15 protein-coding genes and 1 tRNA gene are annotated in these 18,101 nt (G+C 64.8%); 7 read left to right on the top strand and 9 right to left on the bottom strand.

Annotation, left to right across the window (positions count from 1 at the left end):
• Positions 1 to 130: 130 nt before the first annotated feature.
• Entirely contained in the window at positions 131 to 835 is a 705-nt protein-coding gene (locus CWE17_RS07405) for an SIMPL domain-containing protein (RefSeq protein WP_240789309.1), read from the top strand.
• A 10-nt stretch (positions 836 to 845) separates the two neighbouring features.
• On the opposite strand, the gene CWE17_RS07410 is transcribed toward CWE17_RS07405, so the two are convergent.
• The 6 genes from CWE17_RS07410 to CWE17_RS07435 all read right to left on the bottom strand — a co-directional run bounded on the left by CWE17_RS07410 (position 846) and on the right by CWE17_RS07435 (position 7,982).
• Positions 846 to 2,441: a BCCT family transporter gene (locus CWE17_RS07410; RefSeq protein WP_131455801.1), complete on the bottom strand. Its 1,596-nt coding sequence runs from the start codon at positions 2,439 to 2,441 to the stop codon at positions 846 to 848.
• A complete protein-coding gene (locus tag CWE17_RS07415) occupies positions 2,425 to 3,612 on the bottom strand; it encodes an FAD-dependent oxidoreductase (RefSeq protein ID WP_131455803.1) in 1,188 nt (395 codons plus the stop codon). The genes CWE17_RS07410 and CWE17_RS07415 overlap by 17 nt, the downstream gene beginning before the upstream one ends.
• An 8-nt stretch (positions 3,613 to 3,620) precedes the next feature.
• On the bottom strand, positions 3,621 to 4,697 hold the full coding sequence (locus CWE17_RS07420; protein ID WP_131455805.1) for a Glu/Leu/Phe/Val dehydrogenase dimerization domain-containing protein: 1,077 nt from the start codon (positions 4,695 to 4,697) through the stop codon (positions 3,621 to 3,623).
• Positions 4,697 to 5,734, bottom strand: a complete 1,038-nt coding sequence (locus tag CWE17_RS07425; RefSeq protein ID WP_131455807.1) for an SAM-dependent methyltransferase — start codon at positions 5,732 to 5,734, stop codon at positions 4,697 to 4,699. Before CWE17_RS07425 ends, CWE17_RS07420 begins: the two co-directional genes overlap by 1 nt.
• Before the next feature lie 88 nt (positions 5,735 to 5,822).
• Positions 5,823 to 6,410 carry an RdgB/HAM1 family non-canonical purine NTP pyrophosphatase gene (gene rdgB, locus CWE17_RS07430; RefSeq protein WP_131455808.1) on the bottom strand — a complete coding sequence of 196 codons (588 nt, stop codon included), beginning with the start codon at positions 6,408 to 6,410 and terminating at the stop codon, positions 5,823 to 5,825.
• 84 nt (positions 6,411 to 6,494) lie between these two features.
• On the bottom strand, positions 6,495 to 7,982 hold the full coding sequence (locus tag CWE17_RS07435; RefSeq protein WP_131455810.1) for a phosphoglucomutase/phosphomannomutase family protein: 1,488 nt from the start codon (positions 7,980 to 7,982) through the stop codon (positions 6,495 to 6,497).
• Positions 7,983 to 8,044: 62 nt separating this feature from the next.
• Between CWE17_RS07435 and CWE17_RS07440 the strand changes: the two genes are divergently transcribed.
• The gene (locus CWE17_RS07440; RefSeq protein ID WP_131455812.1) at positions 8,045 to 9,595 is read left to right on the top strand and encodes a TM0106 family RecB-like putative nuclease; all 1,551 of its coding nucleotides are present in this window, start codon (positions 8,045 to 8,047) and stop codon (positions 9,593 to 9,595) included.
• Here CWE17_RS07440 and CWE17_RS07445 read toward each other — a convergent pair.
• Together CWE17_RS07445 and pyrE are read right to left on the bottom strand one after the other, a co-directional pair.
• Positions 9,550 to 10,449 carry a glycine cleavage T-protein gene (locus CWE17_RS07445; RefSeq protein ID WP_131455814.1) on the bottom strand — a complete coding sequence of 300 codons (900 nt, stop codon included), beginning with the start codon at positions 10,447 to 10,449 and terminating at the stop codon, positions 9,550 to 9,552. The genes CWE17_RS07440 and CWE17_RS07445 overlap by 46 nt on opposite strands.
• Positions 10,446 to 11,030 (bottom strand): orotate phosphoribosyltransferase, encoded by a 585-nt coding sequence (gene pyrE, locus CWE17_RS07450; protein WP_131455816.1) that lies wholly within the window; start codon positions 11,028 to 11,030, stop codon positions 10,446 to 10,448. Before pyrE ends, CWE17_RS07445 begins: the two co-directional genes overlap by 4 nt.
• A gap of 57 nt (positions 11,031 to 11,087) precedes the next feature.
• Between pyrE and CWE17_RS07455 the strand changes: the two genes are divergently transcribed.
• From CWE17_RS07455 to CWE17_RS07465, 4 genes are all read left to right on the top strand, one after another.
• On the top strand, positions 11,088 to 11,603 hold the full coding sequence (locus tag CWE17_RS07455; protein ID WP_240789310.1) for an occludin/ELL family protein: 516 nt from the start codon (positions 11,088 to 11,090) through the stop codon (positions 11,601 to 11,603).
• 59 nt (positions 11,604 to 11,662) lie between these two features.
• A tRNA-Ile gene (locus CWE17_RS12045) sits at positions 11,663 to 11,735 on the top strand.
• Positions 11,736 to 11,748: 13 nt separating this feature from the next.
• Positions 11,749 to 13,056 carry a hemolysin family protein gene (locus tag CWE17_RS07460; RefSeq protein ID WP_131455818.1) on the top strand — a complete coding sequence of 436 codons (1,308 nt, stop codon included), beginning with the start codon at positions 11,749 to 11,751 and terminating at the stop codon, positions 13,054 to 13,056.
• A 26-nt stretch (positions 13,057 to 13,082) separates the two neighbouring features.
• Positions 13,083 to 14,087, top strand: coding sequence for a Gfo/Idh/MocA family protein (locus tag CWE17_RS07465; protein ID WP_131456007.1), 1,005 nt, complete (start codon positions 13,083 to 13,085; stop codon positions 14,085 to 14,087).
• On the opposite strand, the gene CWE17_RS07470 is transcribed toward CWE17_RS07465, so the two are convergent.
• Positions 14,071 to 17,292, bottom strand: coding sequence for a glycoside hydrolase family 15 protein (locus CWE17_RS07470; RefSeq protein WP_131455820.1), 3,222 nt, complete (start codon positions 17,290 to 17,292; stop codon positions 14,071 to 14,073). The two genes, CWE17_RS07465 and CWE17_RS07470, sit on opposite strands and share 17 nt — an antisense overlap.
• A gap of 49 nt (positions 17,293 to 17,341) precedes the next feature.
• Between CWE17_RS07470 and CWE17_RS07475 the strand changes: the two genes are divergently transcribed.
• Entirely contained in the window at positions 17,342 to 18,097 is a 756-nt protein-coding gene (locus CWE17_RS07475; protein ID WP_131455822.1) for a WecB/TagA/CpsF family glycosyltransferase, read from the top strand.
• The last annotated feature ends 4 nt before the right edge of the window (positions 18,098 to 18,101 follow it).

Genomic DNA, 18,101 nt, shown 5'->3' on the forward strand with positions numbered 1-18,101 from the left:
TGATGATTCGCGCTCTTGTGGTCATGCATCCGTCACAACTCCTGCGCCGGAACGACTTAGACAGCGGTAACCATCGTTGTCTCCCTGTCGAGTGTCTGTGAAACCGCCCAGACCGCATCGCGCGGCAGCCTTGTTGAATCGTTCGGGCTTGGCTCTGTTGCCGGCTTTGGTCTCGCTACCGACTGCGTTCCTGCCGCCTACAGCGTCAGCTGCGGCAGCGAATCCGCCGGTTTGCAATGGCACCCTGCTGGAGCTGAGTGTTTCCGAACAGGGGCAGACCCGTAGCGATCGTTTCCGGTTCAGCCTGAGGATTCAGGCGGAGGGTGCCACGGCCGCTGCGGCGATGGATCAGCTCAATCAGCGGCTCGAGCAGACGCGGATGACCCTGGATTCGTTGATCAGTGGGCGGCTGACGGTCCCCGCCCCTCGCACCTATGGCATCGGCGGGGGCAGCCAGGGTCCGCGTCGGCAGCAGGCGAGTACAACCATCAGCGGCGAGGTGGATCGAGGGCGCTACGACGCGCTGATTCAGGCAGCCGGGCGCTTGGCTGGGGGCAGCCTCCAGGGGATGACGTCCTTGGCATCCGATCAGGACGGTGCTGCCCTTGCCGATCAGCTGCTCCAAAAGGCCTTGCGCGATGGTCGTCAGCAGGCTGAGCGCACGGCCTCCATCCTCGGGCTCCGAACGGTGACGCTGCTTCGGATTGACCAGCGTCGTGGTGGTTCGATCCGCCCGGTGCCCTATGCCCTCAATACGGCGCGCCAGTTCCGTCCAGATGAGGCACCCAGGCCGGGGCAATCGCTTGCGCTGGACCTGGATTATTGCCTCTCCTGAACGGCGCCGATCAGGTGTTTGTGCCCTGCTGCCTTGCCTCCTTCCAGGCGAGTCTTGGGGCGCTCCACAGTGTGGTGAGCACCAGCGGGGTCACGGGGACCGCTGTGATCACGATGAAGGCCTGAAGGGCGTCGATCGAGGTGCTGTCCCCCACGCCTGAGCCAATACGGAGCAGCACCAGGGTGAGGCTGCCGATCATCAGGGCCCAGAACAGACGCAGCAGCAGCGCAGGTTCGCTCTTGCCACTGACCACCATGGCCGCGGCGTAGCTCATGGAGTCGGCGCTGGTGGCCATAAACAGCACCACCAGCAGCAAGCCCACCGGAATCAGCAGCCAGGCCATGGGCAGTTGGCCAAGGATCGCCAGCAGGGCTGCCGCGGCTCCGTTGTCCCCCAGGGGACCGCTGATGCTCCCTGCCGTCGCCAGTTCCAGCGCCATGCCCGTGCCTCCGAGCAGGGTGAACCACAGATTGGTCACCAAAGGGCAGAGAATTGCCACGGCCAGCACCAATTCGCGAAGGCTGCGGCCGCGGCTGACCCCTGCTGTGAACAGGCCCATCAAGGGGGCATAGCCAAGGAACCAACCCCAGTAGAAGACGGTCCAGCCGTTCAGCCAGCTTCCTTGAGCTCCTTCATTGGAAGCCAGAGCCATCTGGGGCAGGTTGAGGAGATAGGTGCCAAAGGCGGTGAAGAAATGGCGGGTCAGCCAGAGCCCAGGTCCGAGGAGAAGCAGGCCTGCGGCCATGATCAACGTCAGCCACACGTTCAATTCGGAGAGCCATTTGATCCCTCGCTGGATTCCGCTCACCGTTGAAGTGGCGAACACTGCTGTCAGTAGGACCACCACCAGTGACTGCAGTCCGGCGCTGTCACTGAGTCCCGGTAGTTGGCCGGCGGCATTGCTGAGTTGCAGTGAAAGAAAGCCCAGGGGACCGACGGTTCCGGCAATGGCTGCCACCACTGAGAGGCCATCGGCCAGGTCTCCGATGGGGCCATCCACCATGGAGCGAGGCACCAGCCCAACCAGCAGTGTGCGCGGGCGCAATGGTTCCCCACGGCGCTCGCGGATCGAGAGCGTGATCGTGACCGTGGTCGCCACAAGAGCCCAGGCCAGAAAGCCCCAGTGGAGAAAGCTCACGGCCAAGGCCGGGTCGACGGCTGCTGCAGTCGAACCCTCCACACCTTTGAAATACGGGGCCGGCGTCTGGAAATGAAACAGGGGCTCGGCGGCGGACCAGAACACGCCACCTCCTGCCAGCAGGGTGCAGATCAGCACGGCGCACCAGTCGAAGAATTTCAGACTTGGCTGCGCCTCGGCGCCGCCAAGGCGCAGCCTGCCGATCGGGCTCACCGCCAGCGCGATGGCGATCACGAACAGCGCCACCACCATCCACTGCCAGAGCCCACCCAGGAGGTTGCTGGCCAGCAGCTTGCCTTCGTTGGTGAATTGTTTGGCGACTGCCAGATCAGCGGCAGCCAACAGCAGGAAAAGCAGCAATGGACCTGCGCCGATCCAGAGGGGTGGGTGGCGCCACCAGCCCTTAGGGGCCTCGATGGGCAGGGGGGACGATCGTTGGTCAGGCAAGGCTTCAGGCGCGAACGGCATCCCGCTGGTGGTTCCAGCAGGTGAGATCGACGGCGGGTTGTTCACCACTGGCGAGACGAGCCAGGGAATCGCCGATCAGGGGGGCAAATTTGAAGGCTTGGCCGGAGCCGCCGGCAAACAGGCTCAGTTTTGGGGTCAGGCGATCGAGCACGAAATTCACATCGCTGGCCATCGAATAGGGGCTGATCACGGTTTCAACGCGCTCCTGCACGCCTTCCAGTTCGTTGAACAGGAAGCCATCGAGGAGTTCCACCAGCCGAGCCGGAGGCTCGGTGACCATCGCATTGGGTTCGGCCACCCGTAGCTCTTTCGGGCTCCAGTCGATGCCGCACTTAATGCGGGGGCGGCCGTCGGCGGTGGTGCTCAACACTGGGAAGCCGTAGTACAACCCGCCGTCATCACCCCGTTCCCGCTGGAAGCAGAACCACTGCGGATAGCGGCTGGCCAGGGCCGGATCCACGGTGTAATGAGCCCAGAGCATCGGCCATACCTCAAGCTTTGGAGCCAACCCAAGGGGTGCCAAGAGCAGCTGACTCCAGATGCCGCAAGCCACCACCAGCTGATCGGCGCTGATGTGATCCCCGGAGCTGAGGGTGACGCCTCCGCCATCGGCATCCAGCTGGCTCACGGGGCAGTGCTCCAGCAGTTGATGGCCAGCCTTGCGGGCTGTGCGAATCCAGTGGGCCACGACCTTGTCGCTGCGCACCGCGCCAGCGGTGGGCTCGAAGAGACCGGTGAAGTCGGGTTTGGGCTTCAGGGGAAAACGCGCAGCGATTGCGCTGGCACTCAAGGCTTCATAGGGAATGCCCTGGTCATCCATCACCCGGCGGGCACCGGGAATTGAGCCCTCAATCGTTTCTTCATCCCAGCTCTCGCCGTAGAAGAGCAGCCCGTGGGTGTCGCGTAGCTGTTCCCCGGCGTGGGTTTCTTCCTCCCGCCAGAGACGGTTGGCTTCCTGGGCCAGCCGGCAGAGCACGGGATCGGAGTACATCTCCCGGAACATGCGGGTTTCCCCAAAGCTGCTTGCTTTCGCATGGGCCAGGGTTTCGGCCTCGAGCAGCACCACATCGGACACACCGCGGCGGGCGAGGGCTGCGGCGCAGCTGAGGCCGGCCATGCCACCGCCGATGATCACCACAGACGCCCTCTGGGGTAGGGCGTTGGCCTGCATGGGTGCCGTCACAGTCCCACTCCCGTGGGTTCTCCGAAGCTGAGTCCGATCGGCTCGGTCCTGGATTCCGCTGTCACCTCGGTGAGGGCGTCGCGCACGCTCAGTCCTTGATCACGCTGGCTCAGGTAGTCACTGGCCCGCTGGCGTACCTCCTCGCGAACGAAGCCGTAAACGTCCTTGGCGCTGGCCGATTCCCAGGCATCGGGAGCGAAGCGTTCGATCGAGTCGGCGATGACCGCCCCGGCATTCACGAGCGGATCAGGCAGCACCCGGATCCCTCGGCGTCGCAGATCATCAGCGAGCTGGGGGACTTGAAAGGGGGCATTGGCGGCCGGCACAACAGCGCCGGTGCGCAGGGCGCTGGCCATTTCTGTGTTGATCAGACCCGACACAGAGCAGGGCAGCAGCAGATCGAGTTTCAGTTCCCACCAGGGACAACGTTCCGGTAGCGGCGTGGCGCCCGGAAAGCCAGATCGACCACGGTCGAGATCCACGGTGAACACGGTCCAGCCATGCTCCACCAGCTGTCGAGCGACTGTGCCTCCCACAGCTCCGCAGCCATGGACTAAGGCGCGTCCGGGAGTGGCGTCGACCAGCTCGGCTTCCAGCACCGCTTCCACAGCGCCGAGGGTTCCGTGGGCCGTTGCGGCGCTGGCATCCACGGGGCTGCCCACAGCGGCCAGCACATGGGGAGTGAGCGCACTGAGACGCTCCATGTCCTCCAGGCTGGTGTTGAGATCGCAGCCCGTAATCATCGAACCGTCGAGGGATTCCAGCAAGGCAGCGGTGACGCTGATCAGCTCCTCCTTGACGGCCTCTGGTTCTGTGGCCCGGGCCACGATCTTGCCGCCGGCAAACCCGGTGCCGTACAGGTCGTGTTTGTGGGTCATCAGGCCTGCCAGTCGCTCGCCGTCGGCGATGCAGGCTTCGTCACTGGGGTAATTGAGCAGGCGCAGTCCACCGTTTGCGGGGCGACTGGCATCGGTGTCTTCGCCGACCACGAAGACCGACAGGTGTTCGGAGACGTGTTCCGCTAGCACCGACACCGCGGGAGCGGTCGGTGGGGTGGGATTCGGGTCAGTCATCAGGCCACTCGCTCCATCATCTGGTGATGCTCCACGTAATCCAGGCTCCATTCGCTCGGGGCGTCAGCGATGCGCTGCTCCAGGCGTTGGAAGACCGCATCGGCGGCTGCATCTCCGGCGCTGCTGGCGAAGCTGTGACGGCTCCAGCTGCGGATCGTGGCCATGAGGCCGGCGGCGAAGGCTGCGGTGTTGCCGTCGTCGTTCCAGCGTTTTCTGTAAGGGCAGCTCACGTGGACCGTGCGTTCATCGACAAGACGCAGGCCATTGCGATACGGCGCTGAGGTTGGATCCTTCAGCGGCGCCATGAACTCCTCGGGCGATTTGTAGAAATTGAGAACGGTGCCGTTGCGGTACTGCTCCTCACTGATCGCTCCCTCATCGGCCAGTTCCCGCCAGATCTGATGAAGCTGGTCGTGAACGTTGCGGGTCTTGCCGCCGTTATGGCCCAGGTAGCGGCCCTCCTCATCACGGGAGAGATTCACCGTGAGTAGGCGACCGCCCACCTGCAATTCGCGGCTGCGCAGCTCGAGGATCGCCGTCCAGTCCTGCATGGCCTGGGCGGTGAAGCGCTCCAACGCCTCTGCATCGCCGGATGCCAGCACATGGGTATGGCGCGGGAGTGCTCCCGGAGACTGGCTCAGCCAGTGCATAGCGGTGGCGGAGAAGCCGAAGCTCACCGTGCTGGGTGCCGTGGTCGGCTCATAGAAGCTGCGGGCGCTTACGAGCACCGTCGGCTTCGGTGGCCGGGGGATCTGCAGGGCCAAGTTGGCGGCGAGTGCAACGTTGTCGTTGCTGGGCAGATCGTTCCCGATCAGGGTCAGATGGGCTCCGGGTTGTTGGGCATGGAGGTGATCAAGCACCCGGTTCCAATGCTCCACGGCCGTGCCCCCATCGGCGGCGCCGTAATCAACCAGAACGTGATGGTTCTGATCGTTCAGTTGTTCAACACAAGTCAAGGCCCAGTCCGAGGCGGCATCGATGCAGAGACGTGCGCCTTCGGTCTGCGCGCTGTAACCCGTGGTCATGGCGATGGCCATGGACCTCGTCAGCGGCAGCTTTCACCGTACAGGGTGCATCTGTCAGCACTTCGTGACAGGGAACACGCTGCGCTGATGCCTGCGGGCCTCAACCAGGCTGGAGAAGTTGCTGGAGCTGGGGCTCCAAGAGGGCGAAGGCTCGGCCGCGGTGCCCGTGATGTTTCTTCTCGTCCAGGCTCATCTCGGCAAAGGTCAGCCCGGTGTTGGCGACTTCAAAGATCGGGTCGTAGCCGAATCCCTGATCGCCTCTGGGGGCAGTCGTGATCAGACCGTGGCACTGCCCTTCCACCTCCGCCAGCACGCTCCCATCGGGGGCGGCAATGCAGAGGGCCGCGCTGAAATGGGCGTCACGGTTTGCGTTGTCTCCCAGTTCCTGCAGCAATCGAGCAATTCGCTCTGGATCCGTGGCTGCATAACGGGCGGAGAACACGCCCGGCGCTCCCTGCAGCGCGTCCACGCTGAGCCCGGAATCATCCGCCAGCGCCCATGCGCCTGTGGCTGCCGCCACCGCACAGGCCTTGAGGCGGGCATTCGCGGCAAAGGTGGAGCCGCTTTCCTCCACCTCCAGGCCCTCAGGTTGGGGCTGCACCTCCAGCGGTAGTGCACTGAGTAGGCGGGCGAATTCGCGGATCTTGCCGGCATTGCCGCTGGCGATCACCAGGGTGCGTTGTCTCATGGTTTTCAACACTTGGCTCGTCCCATAGCTCTCTTGTCAGACAGTTTTCTCATCACACAGCCTTTTCATCACACAGCTTTCTCATCAAACAGCCGTGGCGAAATCGCGGGCCCAGGCCAGCACCGCTGCGACCCGCTCCTCGTCGGGGCCTTCGCAGTAAAGCCGGAGCAATGGTTCGGTCCCCGAGAAGCGCAGCATCAACCAGTGGCTTGGTCCGAGCCGAAGCTTCACGCCATCGGTGCGCACCACCTCCTGCACGGCAACACCGGCGACCTCCTGGGGCGGTTGATCGGCCAGCAGAGTCTCCAGGCGCCGGCGCGATTCCATGTCGGCCAGCCTCAGGTCGAGACGGTCGTAATGGCTGGCTCCACCACAGCGGCTCTGCAAGCTGCGGATCCGTTCGCCCAGGGGCTGGCCACCTTCGACCAGGGCCTCGAGCACTAGCAGGGCTGCGAACAGTGCATCCCGTTCCGGCAGATGCATCCCAAAGCCAACCCCACCGGATTCCTCGCCACCGATCAGGACCTCGCCAGCCAGCATCTCGGCAGCGATGTATTTGAAACCCACCGGCAGCTCCAGCACCGTTCGACCCAGGTCTTCAGCGACCAGGCGCATCAGATCCGAACCACTCACCGTTTTCACCACGGAGCCCGGTAGCTGTCTGGCCCTGGCGAGATGATCGATCAGGAGGGGCATCAGCTGTTGGGTGCTGCAGAAGCGACCCTGTTCATCCACCGCTGCAATCCGATCGCCATCGCCATCGAACACCAGGCCAACGGCTGGCTTTCCGGCTGCTGTGGCTGCTTTCACCGCAGCGATCAGCTCCCCCAAATAGGGGGCGAGGGGTTCGGGGGGGGCTCCCCCGAACAGGGGATCGCGCTGGCTGCGAATTTCGCGGACAAGGCTGTTTTCGTTAGAGCTGTTTTCGTAAGAGCTGTCCTCGCCAAGCAGCTCCCACACGCAGCCTGCCGCCGAGCCGTGCATCGGATCCACAATCACCTGGAGACCCATCGCCTCTAGGCCGCGGCGCAGGGAGGAGAGATCAAGTTTGCGGCGAAGGCCTTCGAGGTGTTCACCACGGCCGTCAAAGCGTGCGGTGACCCCCTGCACAGGTGGCGTGATGCCACCAGCCGCCAGGCGCTGCTCCACGGCGGCAGTGAAGTCTCCCTCCACTGATCCTCCGAAGGGGCCCTTGATTTTGAGCCCCAGCCATTCCGGTGGGTTGTGGCTGGCGGTGATCACCAGGGCGCCGAGGGCGCTGCGCTCCACCACCGCCCAGCTGCAGGCGGGCGTTGGTACTGCTGAGTCCGTGAGCAAGGGCTCCAGATCACAACCGCGTACGGCGGCGGCAATGGCCTCCGCCAGCTCAGGGGCAAGAAAACGGCGGTCGTAGCCGATCACAACCGTGCGGGAGTTCAGGCCGGTAGGAGCGCGGTGGGCCAGTTCCTGGGCGGCAGCCGCCGCCACGGGGAGGAGCCGCTCCAAGGTGATGTCCACCCCGAGAATCCCTCGCCAGCCATCGGTCCCGAACTTGATCGGCGCTGCAGCCAGGGGCAAGGGGGCAGAGGCCATGGGCGCAGATGGAGGAACGCACTGAAACAGGATCTAGCAGCGGGCCGCCGTAACGTCGTTGGATGGGTGACACCCCTGCTGCTGACAAGGCTGTCCCGTCCGGACAGGTGCTGACAGACCGCCTGTTGCGGAGCTGGTTGCGCTGTCGCCGTCGGGCCTGGCTGGATCGCCATGGGGACCCGAGCACCCGCTTGTATTCAGCCCATCGCACCCTTCAGCTGGATGATCAGCAGCGCAGTTTCGTCGCGTTGCTGCCTGAGAAACCCGCTCGGGGACTCGCTGCCTTGGAGCAGGGGGCGGCGGCGGCCGTGGGGGTGCGTCTCAGGGGGCCCGGCCCGGCCGGGTGGTGGCTTGAGGCCCATCCGCCCCTCTTGCAGCGGGTCTCCGGCCAGAGCCGCTGGGGCTCCTTCGCCTATTGGCCAGTGCTCGCCCGTCAGGGGCGTCGGTTGACCCGAGAACATCGCCTGCCGCTGGCCCTGGCTGGCCGGCTGCTCGAGCCGCTGCAAGGGGCGGCAGTGCCCGAGGCGCTGGCGGTGGCCGGTGCCGGACGCCGATTGGAGAAGGAACGTCTGCCTCTCAACAGCAGCCTGCAGCGCCAGCTGGATGAAGCCCTGCGCAAGCTGGCTCAGGATTTGCTTCGGCCCAATCCACCGGCCCTTGCGGCGGATCGTCGCAAGTGCACGCTCTGTAGCTGGCGCGGGGTCTGTAATGCCGAGGCGGCTGCGGAGGGGCACCTCAGCGAAGTGAGTGGCATTGGTGCCAAGAGGCGAGAGATGCTGCAAGAGCTCGGATTTGCCCGATTGGCCGATCTTGCGGCTGCCGACCCGCAGCAGTTGGCCCTGCAGTTGGAACGCTTCGGTGAGCAGCACGGTGCCATCGCGGCTCCGCTCGTGGCTCAGGCCAGGGCCCAGAGAGATGGAAGGGTCGAACACCTGGGGTCAGGCCCGGCTTTGCCGGAGCTGGGCTCTGCTCCTGGGGTTTTGCTCTACGACATTGAGTCGGATCCCGATGCCCGCGATGACTTCCTGCATGGGTTTGTGCGTCTGCCGCGCTCAGATTCCGGTGGGTGGGATCTGGCTGCAGCCACCTACCACCCAGTGCTGGTGCTTCAGGAGCACGGGGAAACACGCTGTTGGGAGCGTTTGCAGGCTTTTCTGAGTCGCTATCCCGGCTGGCCGCTTCTGCATTACGGCGAAACGGAATCCCTTGCCCTCGTGCGGATGGCCCAGCGGCAAGGGCTCGCAGAGGGGGAGCTTGCGACCATTCGCGCGCGAATGGTCGATGTGCATGACCGCCTTCGCCGGCATTGGCGCCTGCCACTCAACAGCTATGGACTCAAAACCGTGGCCGCCTGGCGCGGCTTCCGCTGGAGGCAGCAGGGTGTCGATGGAGCCCGTGCCCTGCTCTGGTGGCGGCAGTGGCGTGGTTCCGGCCGGCACGATCGCGGCCATGTGCAGGCCTTGCGCTGGATCTTTACCTACAACCACGACGACAGCCTGGCCACCTGGGCAGTGGCGCAATGGCTGCTCTGTCAGGACAGGCTATTAGATCAGAACAGCCTGTTAGATCAAGACAGTTCAGGATCCCGGAAGCCGGCGGGCAGGTCCAGCTGAATCTCGACGGGATGCTCCGTGGCGAGACCTGCCAGTTGAAGATGGCTGGCCTCCAGTGCGGCTCGGCGCACCAGGGCCAGACCCTGGTAACGGCCTTCACTGGCCAGCACTGACGTGATCACCCCGGCTCGTTCATCGCCCTGCAGCAGTTGTTGGCCGGCGGCAATCGTCAGGGGTGCAGCCGTTGTGGTGGCTTCGGCGGGGAGCTGCCAGCAGCGCAACTGCTGCTTGACCCCCTGACGGCCGGCCACTTTGGCGATGGTTTCCTGACCCAGGTAGCAGCCTTTGCTGAGGCTCAGCCACTCCCCCAGGCCGAGTTCAAGGGGATTGGTCTCTCCGTTGAGTTCTCCGGTGCCGAGGGGCAGTCCCAGCCCTAGGCGCCAGCGTTCGAGTTCTTCAGCACTCGCAGTCGTTGGGGCGGCGGCAGCAGCGATGGCGGTCGATTGGCTTGATGCGGTCTCAGACCTTGAGGCGTCGCCCGACCACTGCACGTCCTCGTGCCAGCTGGTGTCGCTCAGCTCGGAGCGCAGGCGCTGCTGTCGATGCTGTTGTTTGATCGGCAGCAGGCGTACCCGGTCGGCGGGGAAGATCACCCGATCGAAGCCCGAGGCCAGGGCCTCGGCATCACCGGCCAGCACAAGAACGTCAGCGCCGCTGCTGTCCAGTCGGATCTCGAGCAGGGCCTGCAGGCGGCCGGTGGCACTGAGCCAGCAGCTGCGGATCAGTTGGCTCTCGTTGGCCCCGTTCACATCCGCACTGGTCTGGCCGTGAAGGAAGGCCCGGGTGCCGCTGCCCTCGAGCCGCAGAAGCGGGAACCAGGCGTCCCAGAGCTTGTCGGATCCTGTGCCGTTCATGCCGCCAGCTCCTTCGCCCTGGCAGCCACTTGTTCGAGACGGAACAGGCTCATCAGCTCCAGATCGGCAGCGGCCATCGCTGCTGCACCCCCCTCCTCGCGGTCGACAATCGTCACCACTCGATTCACCACAAAGCCGGCATCACGCAGCTGGTTTACGGCTTTGATCGATGAGCCGCCCGTGGTGACTACGTCCTCGAGCACGGTCACGCGGCTGCCAGCCGGTGGGAGCGGTCCTTCCAGCCAGGCGCCGGTGCCGTGGCCCTTGGCCTCCTTGCGCACGATCAAGGCATCCAGCGGTCTGCCGCTCTGGGCAGCGGCCATCGCGACGGCGCTCACCAGTGGATCGGCGCCGAGGGTGAGGCCTCCTACCGCCAGCGCATCCGCCTCCACCAGCTGAAGCATGGCCGGCCCAAGCATGGCCAGTCCGCTGCCGCTGAGCGCCACCGGTTTGCAGTTCACGTAGTGATCACTGCTGCGTCCGGAGGCCAGGGTGAAGCGGCCATGGCGGTAGGCCTCCCGGGCCAGACGGGTGAGCAGTGGATCGCGCGCCTCGTTCTGGGCGGGGGATGGAGTGCTCATCAGGGCTGGTGCATCGCGAATCCTGTGTCTAGTTTGCGCTCAACCCTGGAAACCTCTGTGGCAAGGCTTCCCCTCTCTCTGGTCCTGCTCGCTCTCGGCGGTTTGGCAGCACCGACGGCTTGGGCCAATCCGGTGGTTTGTACCACCAGCCTCGAGGCACCGGCGCCACTGAGCCCTTCCACGGACACTGCTCCGGCACCGGTGGAGGTCACCCACTGCGGACCGGTGGAGCGCACAGATCAGCTGGTGGTGAACCGCTTCTACACCTGGACAGCGCCCTACGCCCGGGGTGTTGACCTGCTCCATCAGGTCACGGATCTGCTGGGCATCGCCGTGGCCGGCCCGGAGGGCAACAGGGTGATGGGGCTTGGTTTCCCCGATCAGACCATCGTCTGGGATGGATCGGCGCTCCAGAACACCTACCAGGTGCTCCTGGAGGAGCAGAGCTCGCCAATTCCTTGGCGGACGGTGGATCTGAGCAGCGGTTTCAGCGGCAGCCTCGCTGGCGATCAGCCGGTGCAGAGACTCGCTCCTGAGCCATCGTCGGTTCCGCCGGTTCGCGGCCTGTGGTAACACTTTGCAGGCACTGTTTTGGCGGCACTGTTTTGCAGCATTGTTCGTCAGGCCGGTGAGGGGGTCTAGCAATCTGGTGAATGCAGCGAACTCATAATTCGCCTAAGGCGAGTTCGATCCTCGCGACCCCCATTTCATCCATCCAATGCGACTGCTGCTGCTGATCGTTCTGCTGCTGTTGCCAGCTTTCTTTGCAGCGGTTGAGGTCTCCCTGCTGCGGCTTCGCCCCAGTCGTGTGCAGGTGCTCACCGAAGAGGGTGTCCCTGGTGCACCGGCGGTCCAGCGTTTGCAGCGGCGTTTGCGGCGGGCCCTGCTGATGTCGCAGCTGGGCGTGACTCTTTCCCTGGTGGCCTTGGGCTGGGTGGCGCGGGGCCTTGGCCATCAGTGGTGGCCCCACGACGCCCAGGCTGGTCGCTGGTGGGACCTGCTCTGGTTCATGCTGCTGGTGGCCCTCGCCACCCTGTTGGCCGGTCTGCTGCCCCGTGCTTGGGTGCTGAATCGTCCGGAGCGGGCAGCGCTGCGTCTGGCGCCCTTGCTGGAGGTGGTGATGCGGGTGTTGAGACCCCTGCTCACGCTGCTCGAGGGGTGCGGCACGGTGTTGCTCCGGCTTGTGGGCCTGACCCCCCGCTGGGATGCTCTCGTGCCTGGTCTGACGGCCGGTGAGCTGGAGACCCTGATTGAGACCGGTGGGGTCACAGGCCTGCGGCCCGATGAGCGCAACATTCTTGAGGGCGTGTTCGCGCTGCGCGACACCCAGGTGCGTGAGGTGATGGTGCCCCGCTCCGGCATGGTCACCCTGCCGGTGGAGGTCCGTTTTGCCGAACTGATGGAGGCCGTGCATCGCACCCGCCACGCCCGCTTTCCCGTGATCGGCCAGTCGCTCGATGATGTGCGCGGTGTGCTCGACCTGCGGCGTCTCGCCGAGCCGATCGCCCGCGGGGCTCTTCAGGAGGACTCTCCGTTGGAGCCTTATCTGCTGCCAGCCCAGCGGGTGCTTGAGACCAGCACCCTGGCGGAACTGTTGGCCCTGATCCGCAGCGGTCACCCCCTCCTGCTGGTGGTGGATGAGCACGGAGGGACGGAGGGACTCGTGACCGCAGCTGACCTCACCGGTGAGATCGTCGGTGAGGAAGTGGAGCCGGAACCGGCCGTTCCCGACCTGGAGGCCCTCCCCGATCAGCCTGGCGTCTGGTTGGTGGCCGGTGACCTGGAGATCTTCGAGCTGAACCGGCAGCTTGGCCTTGAGCTGCCGGAAGCCACCGATCACCACACCCTGGCGGGGTTTCTGTTGGAGCGTCTTCAGCACATCCCGGCCCCCGGGGAAGCCTTGCGACATCAGGGCTTGCACTTCGAGATCTTCGAGATGGAAGGGCCGCGGATCGTGCGAGTGCGACTCCTCATTCCTGACGATCGAGGTGTGTCAGTAGCGGATCAGGAGCAGGATCACCGATAATCTGCCCCGACCCCGTGCCTCTGCCGATGACCGACCCCATGGTTCCGGTGAAGGTCGGCGTGATCGGCATCGGCAACATGGGCTGGCATCACGCCCGCGTGCTCAGCCTGCTCAAGGATGCGGAGCTTGTGGGCGTCGCAGATCCCGATGCTGAGCGCGGTCATCTCGCCACTGAGCAGTTCGGATGCCGCTGGTTTGCCAGTTACGAGGCCATGTTCAGCGAGGTGGAGGCGGTTTGCATTGCCGTGCCCACGCTGCTGCACCATGCGGTTGGACTGGCCTGTCTGGAGGCTGGTCTGCATGTGCTGATCGAGAAGCCGATCGCCGCCAGCCAGGAAGAGGCGGCGGCCCTGATCGCCGCCTCCAGCCGCAACGGTCGCCTGCTGCAAGTCGGTCACATTGAGCGTTTCAACCCTGCCTTCCGTGAACTGACCAAGGTGGTGGCCAGTGAGGAGGTCGTGGTGCTGGAAGCGCGCCGTCACAGCCCCCATGCCGACCGAGCCAATGATGTGTCCGTGGTCTTGGATTTGATGATCCACGACCTCGATCTGGTGCTGGAGCTGGCCCAGGCACCGGTGGTGCGCCTTGCCGCTGCCGGAGGCCGCAGTGCCGAAGGCCCGATCGATTACGTCAATGCCACGCTTGGGTTTGCCAATGGTGTGGTGGCCAGCCTGACGGCCAGCAAGATGAGCCACCGCAAGATCCGCAGCCTCAGCGCCCATTGCCGGGCGAGCCTGGTCGAGACCGATTTCCTCAATCACACCCTGCATATTCACCGCCGTGCCCACGAGTGGTACTCGGCCGATCACGGTGAATTGCTTTACCGCAATGATGGATTCATTGAGGAGGTCAGTACCACCTCGATTGAACCGCTTTACGCCGAGCTGGAGCACTTCCTCCAGTGCGTCCGCGGCCGTGAAACCCCTGCAGTGGATGGTCTTCAGGCATCCCGGGCCCTTCGCCTGGCCGATTTGATCGAGCAGGCGGTGGAGCACCCCGGCATGGGAGTGCCCCTCAGCGATCCGATCTGATCAGCTCCCGCAGAGCGGCGATCTGCCAGCGACGGCAGTCGGCGGGCGAGGACCGGTAGAACTGATCCCACGCGTCAGCCTTATGTACTGCGTAGCTGGAAGCCTCCAGCTCAGGGTGGGTCATGAGCCAGCCCACCCGCACGGCGTGACCGATGACCACATCAAGGGCCACATCGTCATCGATGTGCACCGTTGGGTTGGTGGTCACAAACGCCATCAGTGACAGCAGGCACTCCGTACAGAGCTGTCGGTATTCCGGTGCCGGGATGCGGCTGAGCAGATGCTCCACGAGGGTGGCGAAATTTTTCTCGCCCGGGGTCTTCTCCAGCAGCAGTGCACTGGTGAGACGGTTGCGTCGTTCGAGCTTGTCGCCGATCACGAGGCCGCGGCAATGCTGCAGCAGTGACCAGATCCCAGCATGGAAATCCTTCGGGACCCGTTGCAGAGAGCCCAGCCGGATGCGTTGCTGCAGCCAGTCGTCACCGCTGGGCGACTCCTCCAGGGGGGAGGGAACGGCCCACTGCACCGGACCGCTGAGGTGCAGGGCTTCATTGCGCTGCAAGGAGGCGTGGGCATGTTCAAGGTCGGCGAGCACCGCCCGTAGCCGGCGACCGATCGTATGGGGGGGGTCAGAGCAGAGGGCCTCAAAGGCTTGGTCCTGACTGAGTCTTGATTCCGCTGCCAGTTCGGCGGTGAGCATCAGCATCAGCTGCCCGAGTTGCAAGGTGAGCGTGCCCTTGAGCATCTGGGGTTCGCGGCGAGCGATCCCGTCGAGGGCGAGGAGCAGCTCCTGCTGCAGGGCCTGCTCACGGGAGTCAGTACCGCAGGTGCGTCGGATTCTTGTGGCGATCGCCCCATTGGCCAGGGGGGTGGCCAGGAGGGAGTCGCTGCTGTAGCTGCGCCCCACCACAACAGTTTTCTGACGGGCCAGCAGGTCGATCAGCGCATCCTCCAGCTGGGGATGCACCAGGCCGAGCACTCCGGCGCAGCGGCGCACCACATTCCAGTCTTGTTGATGCAAGCCTCGGTGATAGATCTCCTCCAGCAGGCTGCGCAGCTCCACCGGCGATCCACTCGGACCGGTGAGAATCGCTTCGTCACCGAGATGGCGGTGGAGCAGTTCCAGCACCTCGGCTTGCTCCCGGAGGGAGGAGCTTCTCCATAGACGAGCCCGCAATTCCGGCAGGGAGATCTCATCGAGCTCCTGTTCCTGAGCGGCGGTCAGATCCTCCAGGTCAGTGGAATCCTGCAGCAGTTCGGATGCCGCTGCAGGGGGCTGGAGTGACCGAACCCTTCCGGGATCGAGGCCGGCTGGCAGGTCCAGCCACTGCCCCTGGCTTGCCAGTTGCTCCAAGGGGGCGAGCTGCACAGCAATGCCTTCCAGTTCACCGCTTGCCAGTCGGCTTGCCAGCTCCTGCACGGTCTCGAGATCCCGCTGAACAAGGACGTCTGGCAGGGGGATCAGCAGAAGAGGGGCGCCTGCGCCCCGCCAGTGACGTTGCAGCAGATGCAGTTCGTTCACCACGGTGTCCAGCAGCTGCTTTGGGTCATCCGCGAGGTAGAAGGTGTCCTCCTCAAGCACCGCAGGCAAAAAGGCCATCCGGGCTTCGCCCTGGCGGTAGAAGCGTGCAGTCGTGGCTGTTTCAGCGCGCAGGGGTGGATGGCCGCCAAGCCCCAGGGCTGGGTTCGCCCCCAGTTGCTGAAGTCGTTCACCCAGGGCATCGGAGGGCAGCACCTGGATGCTGCACCGGTCGGGATCGGTGACTGGGATCCCGCGGCTCTGCAGGCTGGCGCTCAGCGTGGAACTGGCTGGAACCAGGGCAACCAGCACCTGATCGGCACCGAGCTGCTGGGGCAGCCTGCGGCCACAGGGGTCCAGGTCTTCCGGCAGGAGCAGTCCGCTCAGCAGCATCTCTCCCAGCCAGGTCAGGCTCTGGGTCCAGAGCAGGGGCACGTTGTCGTTGGCAAGCCGCTTCTGGCTGCCGGGGCTGCGTCGCTCCAGCTCCACCACCGAATCCGGCACCAAATACAGCTCAGGGAAGAGCCGTTGTCCGTTGTGCTCGACCGCTAGCGGCTGCAGCCGCTCCCGCCAGTGACGGGCGTCCTCCCAGCGCTCTTCGCAGCAAGCGGTGACCAGTTCATAGGCGAGGAATAGGGGCCATTCCGATTCGATGCCCTCAAACGTGGCGAGCTCGTCCCGTTTGTAATGAAGGCGGCTGATGTCCTCCACCACGGTCTGGTGACCATCACGTCGGAAGCGCTTGTAGCCATAGGCGCCCCCAAGGTCGCGGCGGATCCGCTCGCAGGTGCGTTGCACAAGTTGGGGGTCTTCCACGGCCCAGGCTGGATACCCCACCACGGAGAGACAGGCGCTGTCTGCCTCCTTGCTGGCCGATTCCCGTGGCAGCAGACCCTGGAGTGCCCGTCGCAGCCGCACAACGGCGCCATGGGGAATCTGCGCCTGCAGGGATCCGTCACCGTGGACGCCGAACAGGTCGAGGCCGTCGAGGGCCTCGAGGGCAGCCTTGGCCATGCCGATCGAACTGGCGTTTCGTTCGGGCAGGCCATGGTTTCCCTTGTCACCCCGCTCCCAGATCCCGTAGTCAGGCACGCGATAGGCCCGGGCCACGTAATAGATCAGGTTTTGGACGAAGTCGGCCTCGTGGCGACTCTGCAACACGGTCAGACCGCTGCGGGTCAGCTGGGCGAGCTGCAGCAGAAACAGCGAAGTGGCGTCGATTTGCAGATGCCCCCAGCCGTCGTCAGGCACCACGGTGTCGCCACTGGCGGTGTCGTATTTGGCGTGGAGTGCATCGAGGGGATCAAGGCTCTGCTTGAACCGCTCCACCTTCGCGGCCTGGCGCATCATGGCGTTCAGCAGGCCGCGCATCAGGGCGAGCACGCGTTGTTCCAACTCCCAGGAGCGTGCTGTGGCGCCGTCGTTCAGTCGACGATGGGCGAGGGCTAGGCCCCAGACGCACTGGATCGAGTACACACAGTCCCGTACCCAGGCGTCGCCGTAGTTGCCATGCACGGTGTGGGCGGTGCTTGCGGGCAGCAAGCCGCTGATCGGATGCTGTCGCTGCAGCACCACCTGATCAATGGCTGCATCAAGGCTTTCGAGCAGGCTCCAGCGCGCCTCCTCTGAGGTGCTGTCTGGGCTGACGAGGGAGGGGTGCGACAGGGAGGGATGCGACAGAACCATGACCTCCAGGCCGACCAGTTCTAAATTCTCTCCTGTAGCAGGACCGCGGATGGACGCCGTCAGTACCGATCCGTGTGATCAGCACCGTTGTCAGGTGCTTGGTGTTGGGGTGGATGCCTGTCGGGATGTCCACGCCGCTGCCATCGGTTTGCATGCACGAGGCGGTGGTCAGATCGTCACCCTGAATGCGGAAATGACGATGGCGGCCAGGGCCGATGCGCAGCTCGGCGCAGCGATTGCCGCCGCCGAGCTGGTGATCCCTGACGGTGCTGGGGTGGTCTGGGCTTTGGCTCGCCAGGGCGTGCGGGTGCGCCGCAGTCCTGGAATTGAGTTGGCTCGTGCTCTCCTGGCCTATGCCGAAGCGCATGGCTGGACAGTGGCCCTAATCGGCGCGGCGCCGGAGGTCATGGATCGCTTGCGCCAGCGTCTGGCGGCAGAGTTGCCGGCCCTGCGACTCGTGATGGCCGAACACGGCTATCAACCAGCCGAGAGCTGGCCACTGCTCGAGCGGCGCCTGCAGGTGCTGAAACCAGACCTCGTCCTCGTCGCCCTCGGAATTCCCCGTCAGGAGACCTGGACCCAGCGGCTGCATGCCGATCAACCCGGACTCTGGATGGGTGTTGGCGGCAGTTTTGACGTCTGGGCCGGAGTCAAGCAGCGTGCACCCCAATGGATGGGGCGACTGCAAGTGGAGTGGCTGTATCGATTGGTGCAGGAGCCGAGTCGTTGGCGTCGGATGCTGTCGTTGCCTGCCTTCGCCTGGGAGGTGATCCGCAGGGGTGAAGGCAGAGCCAAACGACGCTGAGCTC

Origin of the sequence: Synechococcus sp. BS56D, assembly GCF_004332405.1 — a bacterium.
GTDB lineage: Bacteria > Cyanobacteriota > Cyanobacteriia > PCC-6307 > Cyanobiaceae > Synechococcus_C.

Bases quoted from the DNA above. Each gene is read 5' to 3' on its own strand.
- CWE17_RS07445 (WP_131455814.1), bottom strand. From the start codon at position 10,449: ATGAACGGCACAGGATCCGACAAGCTCTGGGACGCCTGGTTCCCGCTT.
- CWE17_RS07435 (WP_131455810.1), bottom strand. From the start codon at position 7,982: ATGGCCTCTGCCCCCTTGCCCCTGGCTGCAGCGCCGATCAAGTTCGGG.
- CWE17_RS07425 (WP_131455807.1), bottom strand. From the start codon at position 5,734: ATGGCCATCGCCATGACCACGGGTTACAGCGCGCAGACCGAAGGCGCA.
- CWE17_RS07475 (WP_131455822.1), top strand. From the start codon at position 17,342: ATGGACGCCGTCAGTACCGATCCGTGTGATCAGCACCGTTGTCAGGTG.
- CWE17_RS07420 (WP_131455805.1), bottom strand. From the start codon at position 4,697: ATGACTGACCCGAATCCCACCCCACCGACCGCTCCCGCGGTGTCGGTG.
- rdgB (WP_131455808.1), bottom strand. From the start codon at position 6,410: ATGAGACAACGCACCCTGGTGATCGCCAGCGGCAATGCCGGCAAGATC.
- CWE17_RS07465 (WP_131456007.1), top strand. From the start codon at position 13,083: ATGACCGACCCCATGGTTCCGGTGAAGGTCGGCGTGATCGGCATCGGC.
- CWE17_RS07470 (WP_131455820.1), bottom strand. From the start codon at position 17,292: ATGGTTCTGTCGCATCCCTCCCTGTCGCACCCCTCCCTCGTCAGCCCA.
- pyrE (WP_131455816.1), bottom strand. From the start codon at position 11,030: ATGAGCACTCCATCCCCCGCCCAGAACGAGGCGCGCGATCCACTGCTC.
- CWE17_RS07460 (WP_131455818.1), top strand. From the start codon at position 11,749: ATGCGACTGCTGCTGCTGATCGTTCTGCTGCTGTTGCCAGCTTTCTTT.
- CWE17_RS07410 (WP_131455801.1), bottom strand. From the start codon at position 2,441: ATGCCGTTCGCGCCTGAAGCCTTGCCTGACCAACGATCGTCCCCCCTG.
- CWE17_RS07440 (WP_131455812.1), top strand. From the start codon at position 8,045: ATGGGTGACACCCCTGCTGCTGACAAGGCTGTCCCGTCCGGACAGGTG.
- CWE17_RS07415 (WP_131455803.1), bottom strand. From the start codon at position 3,612: ATGCAGGCCAACGCCCTACCCCAGAGGGCGTCTGTGGTGATCATCGGC.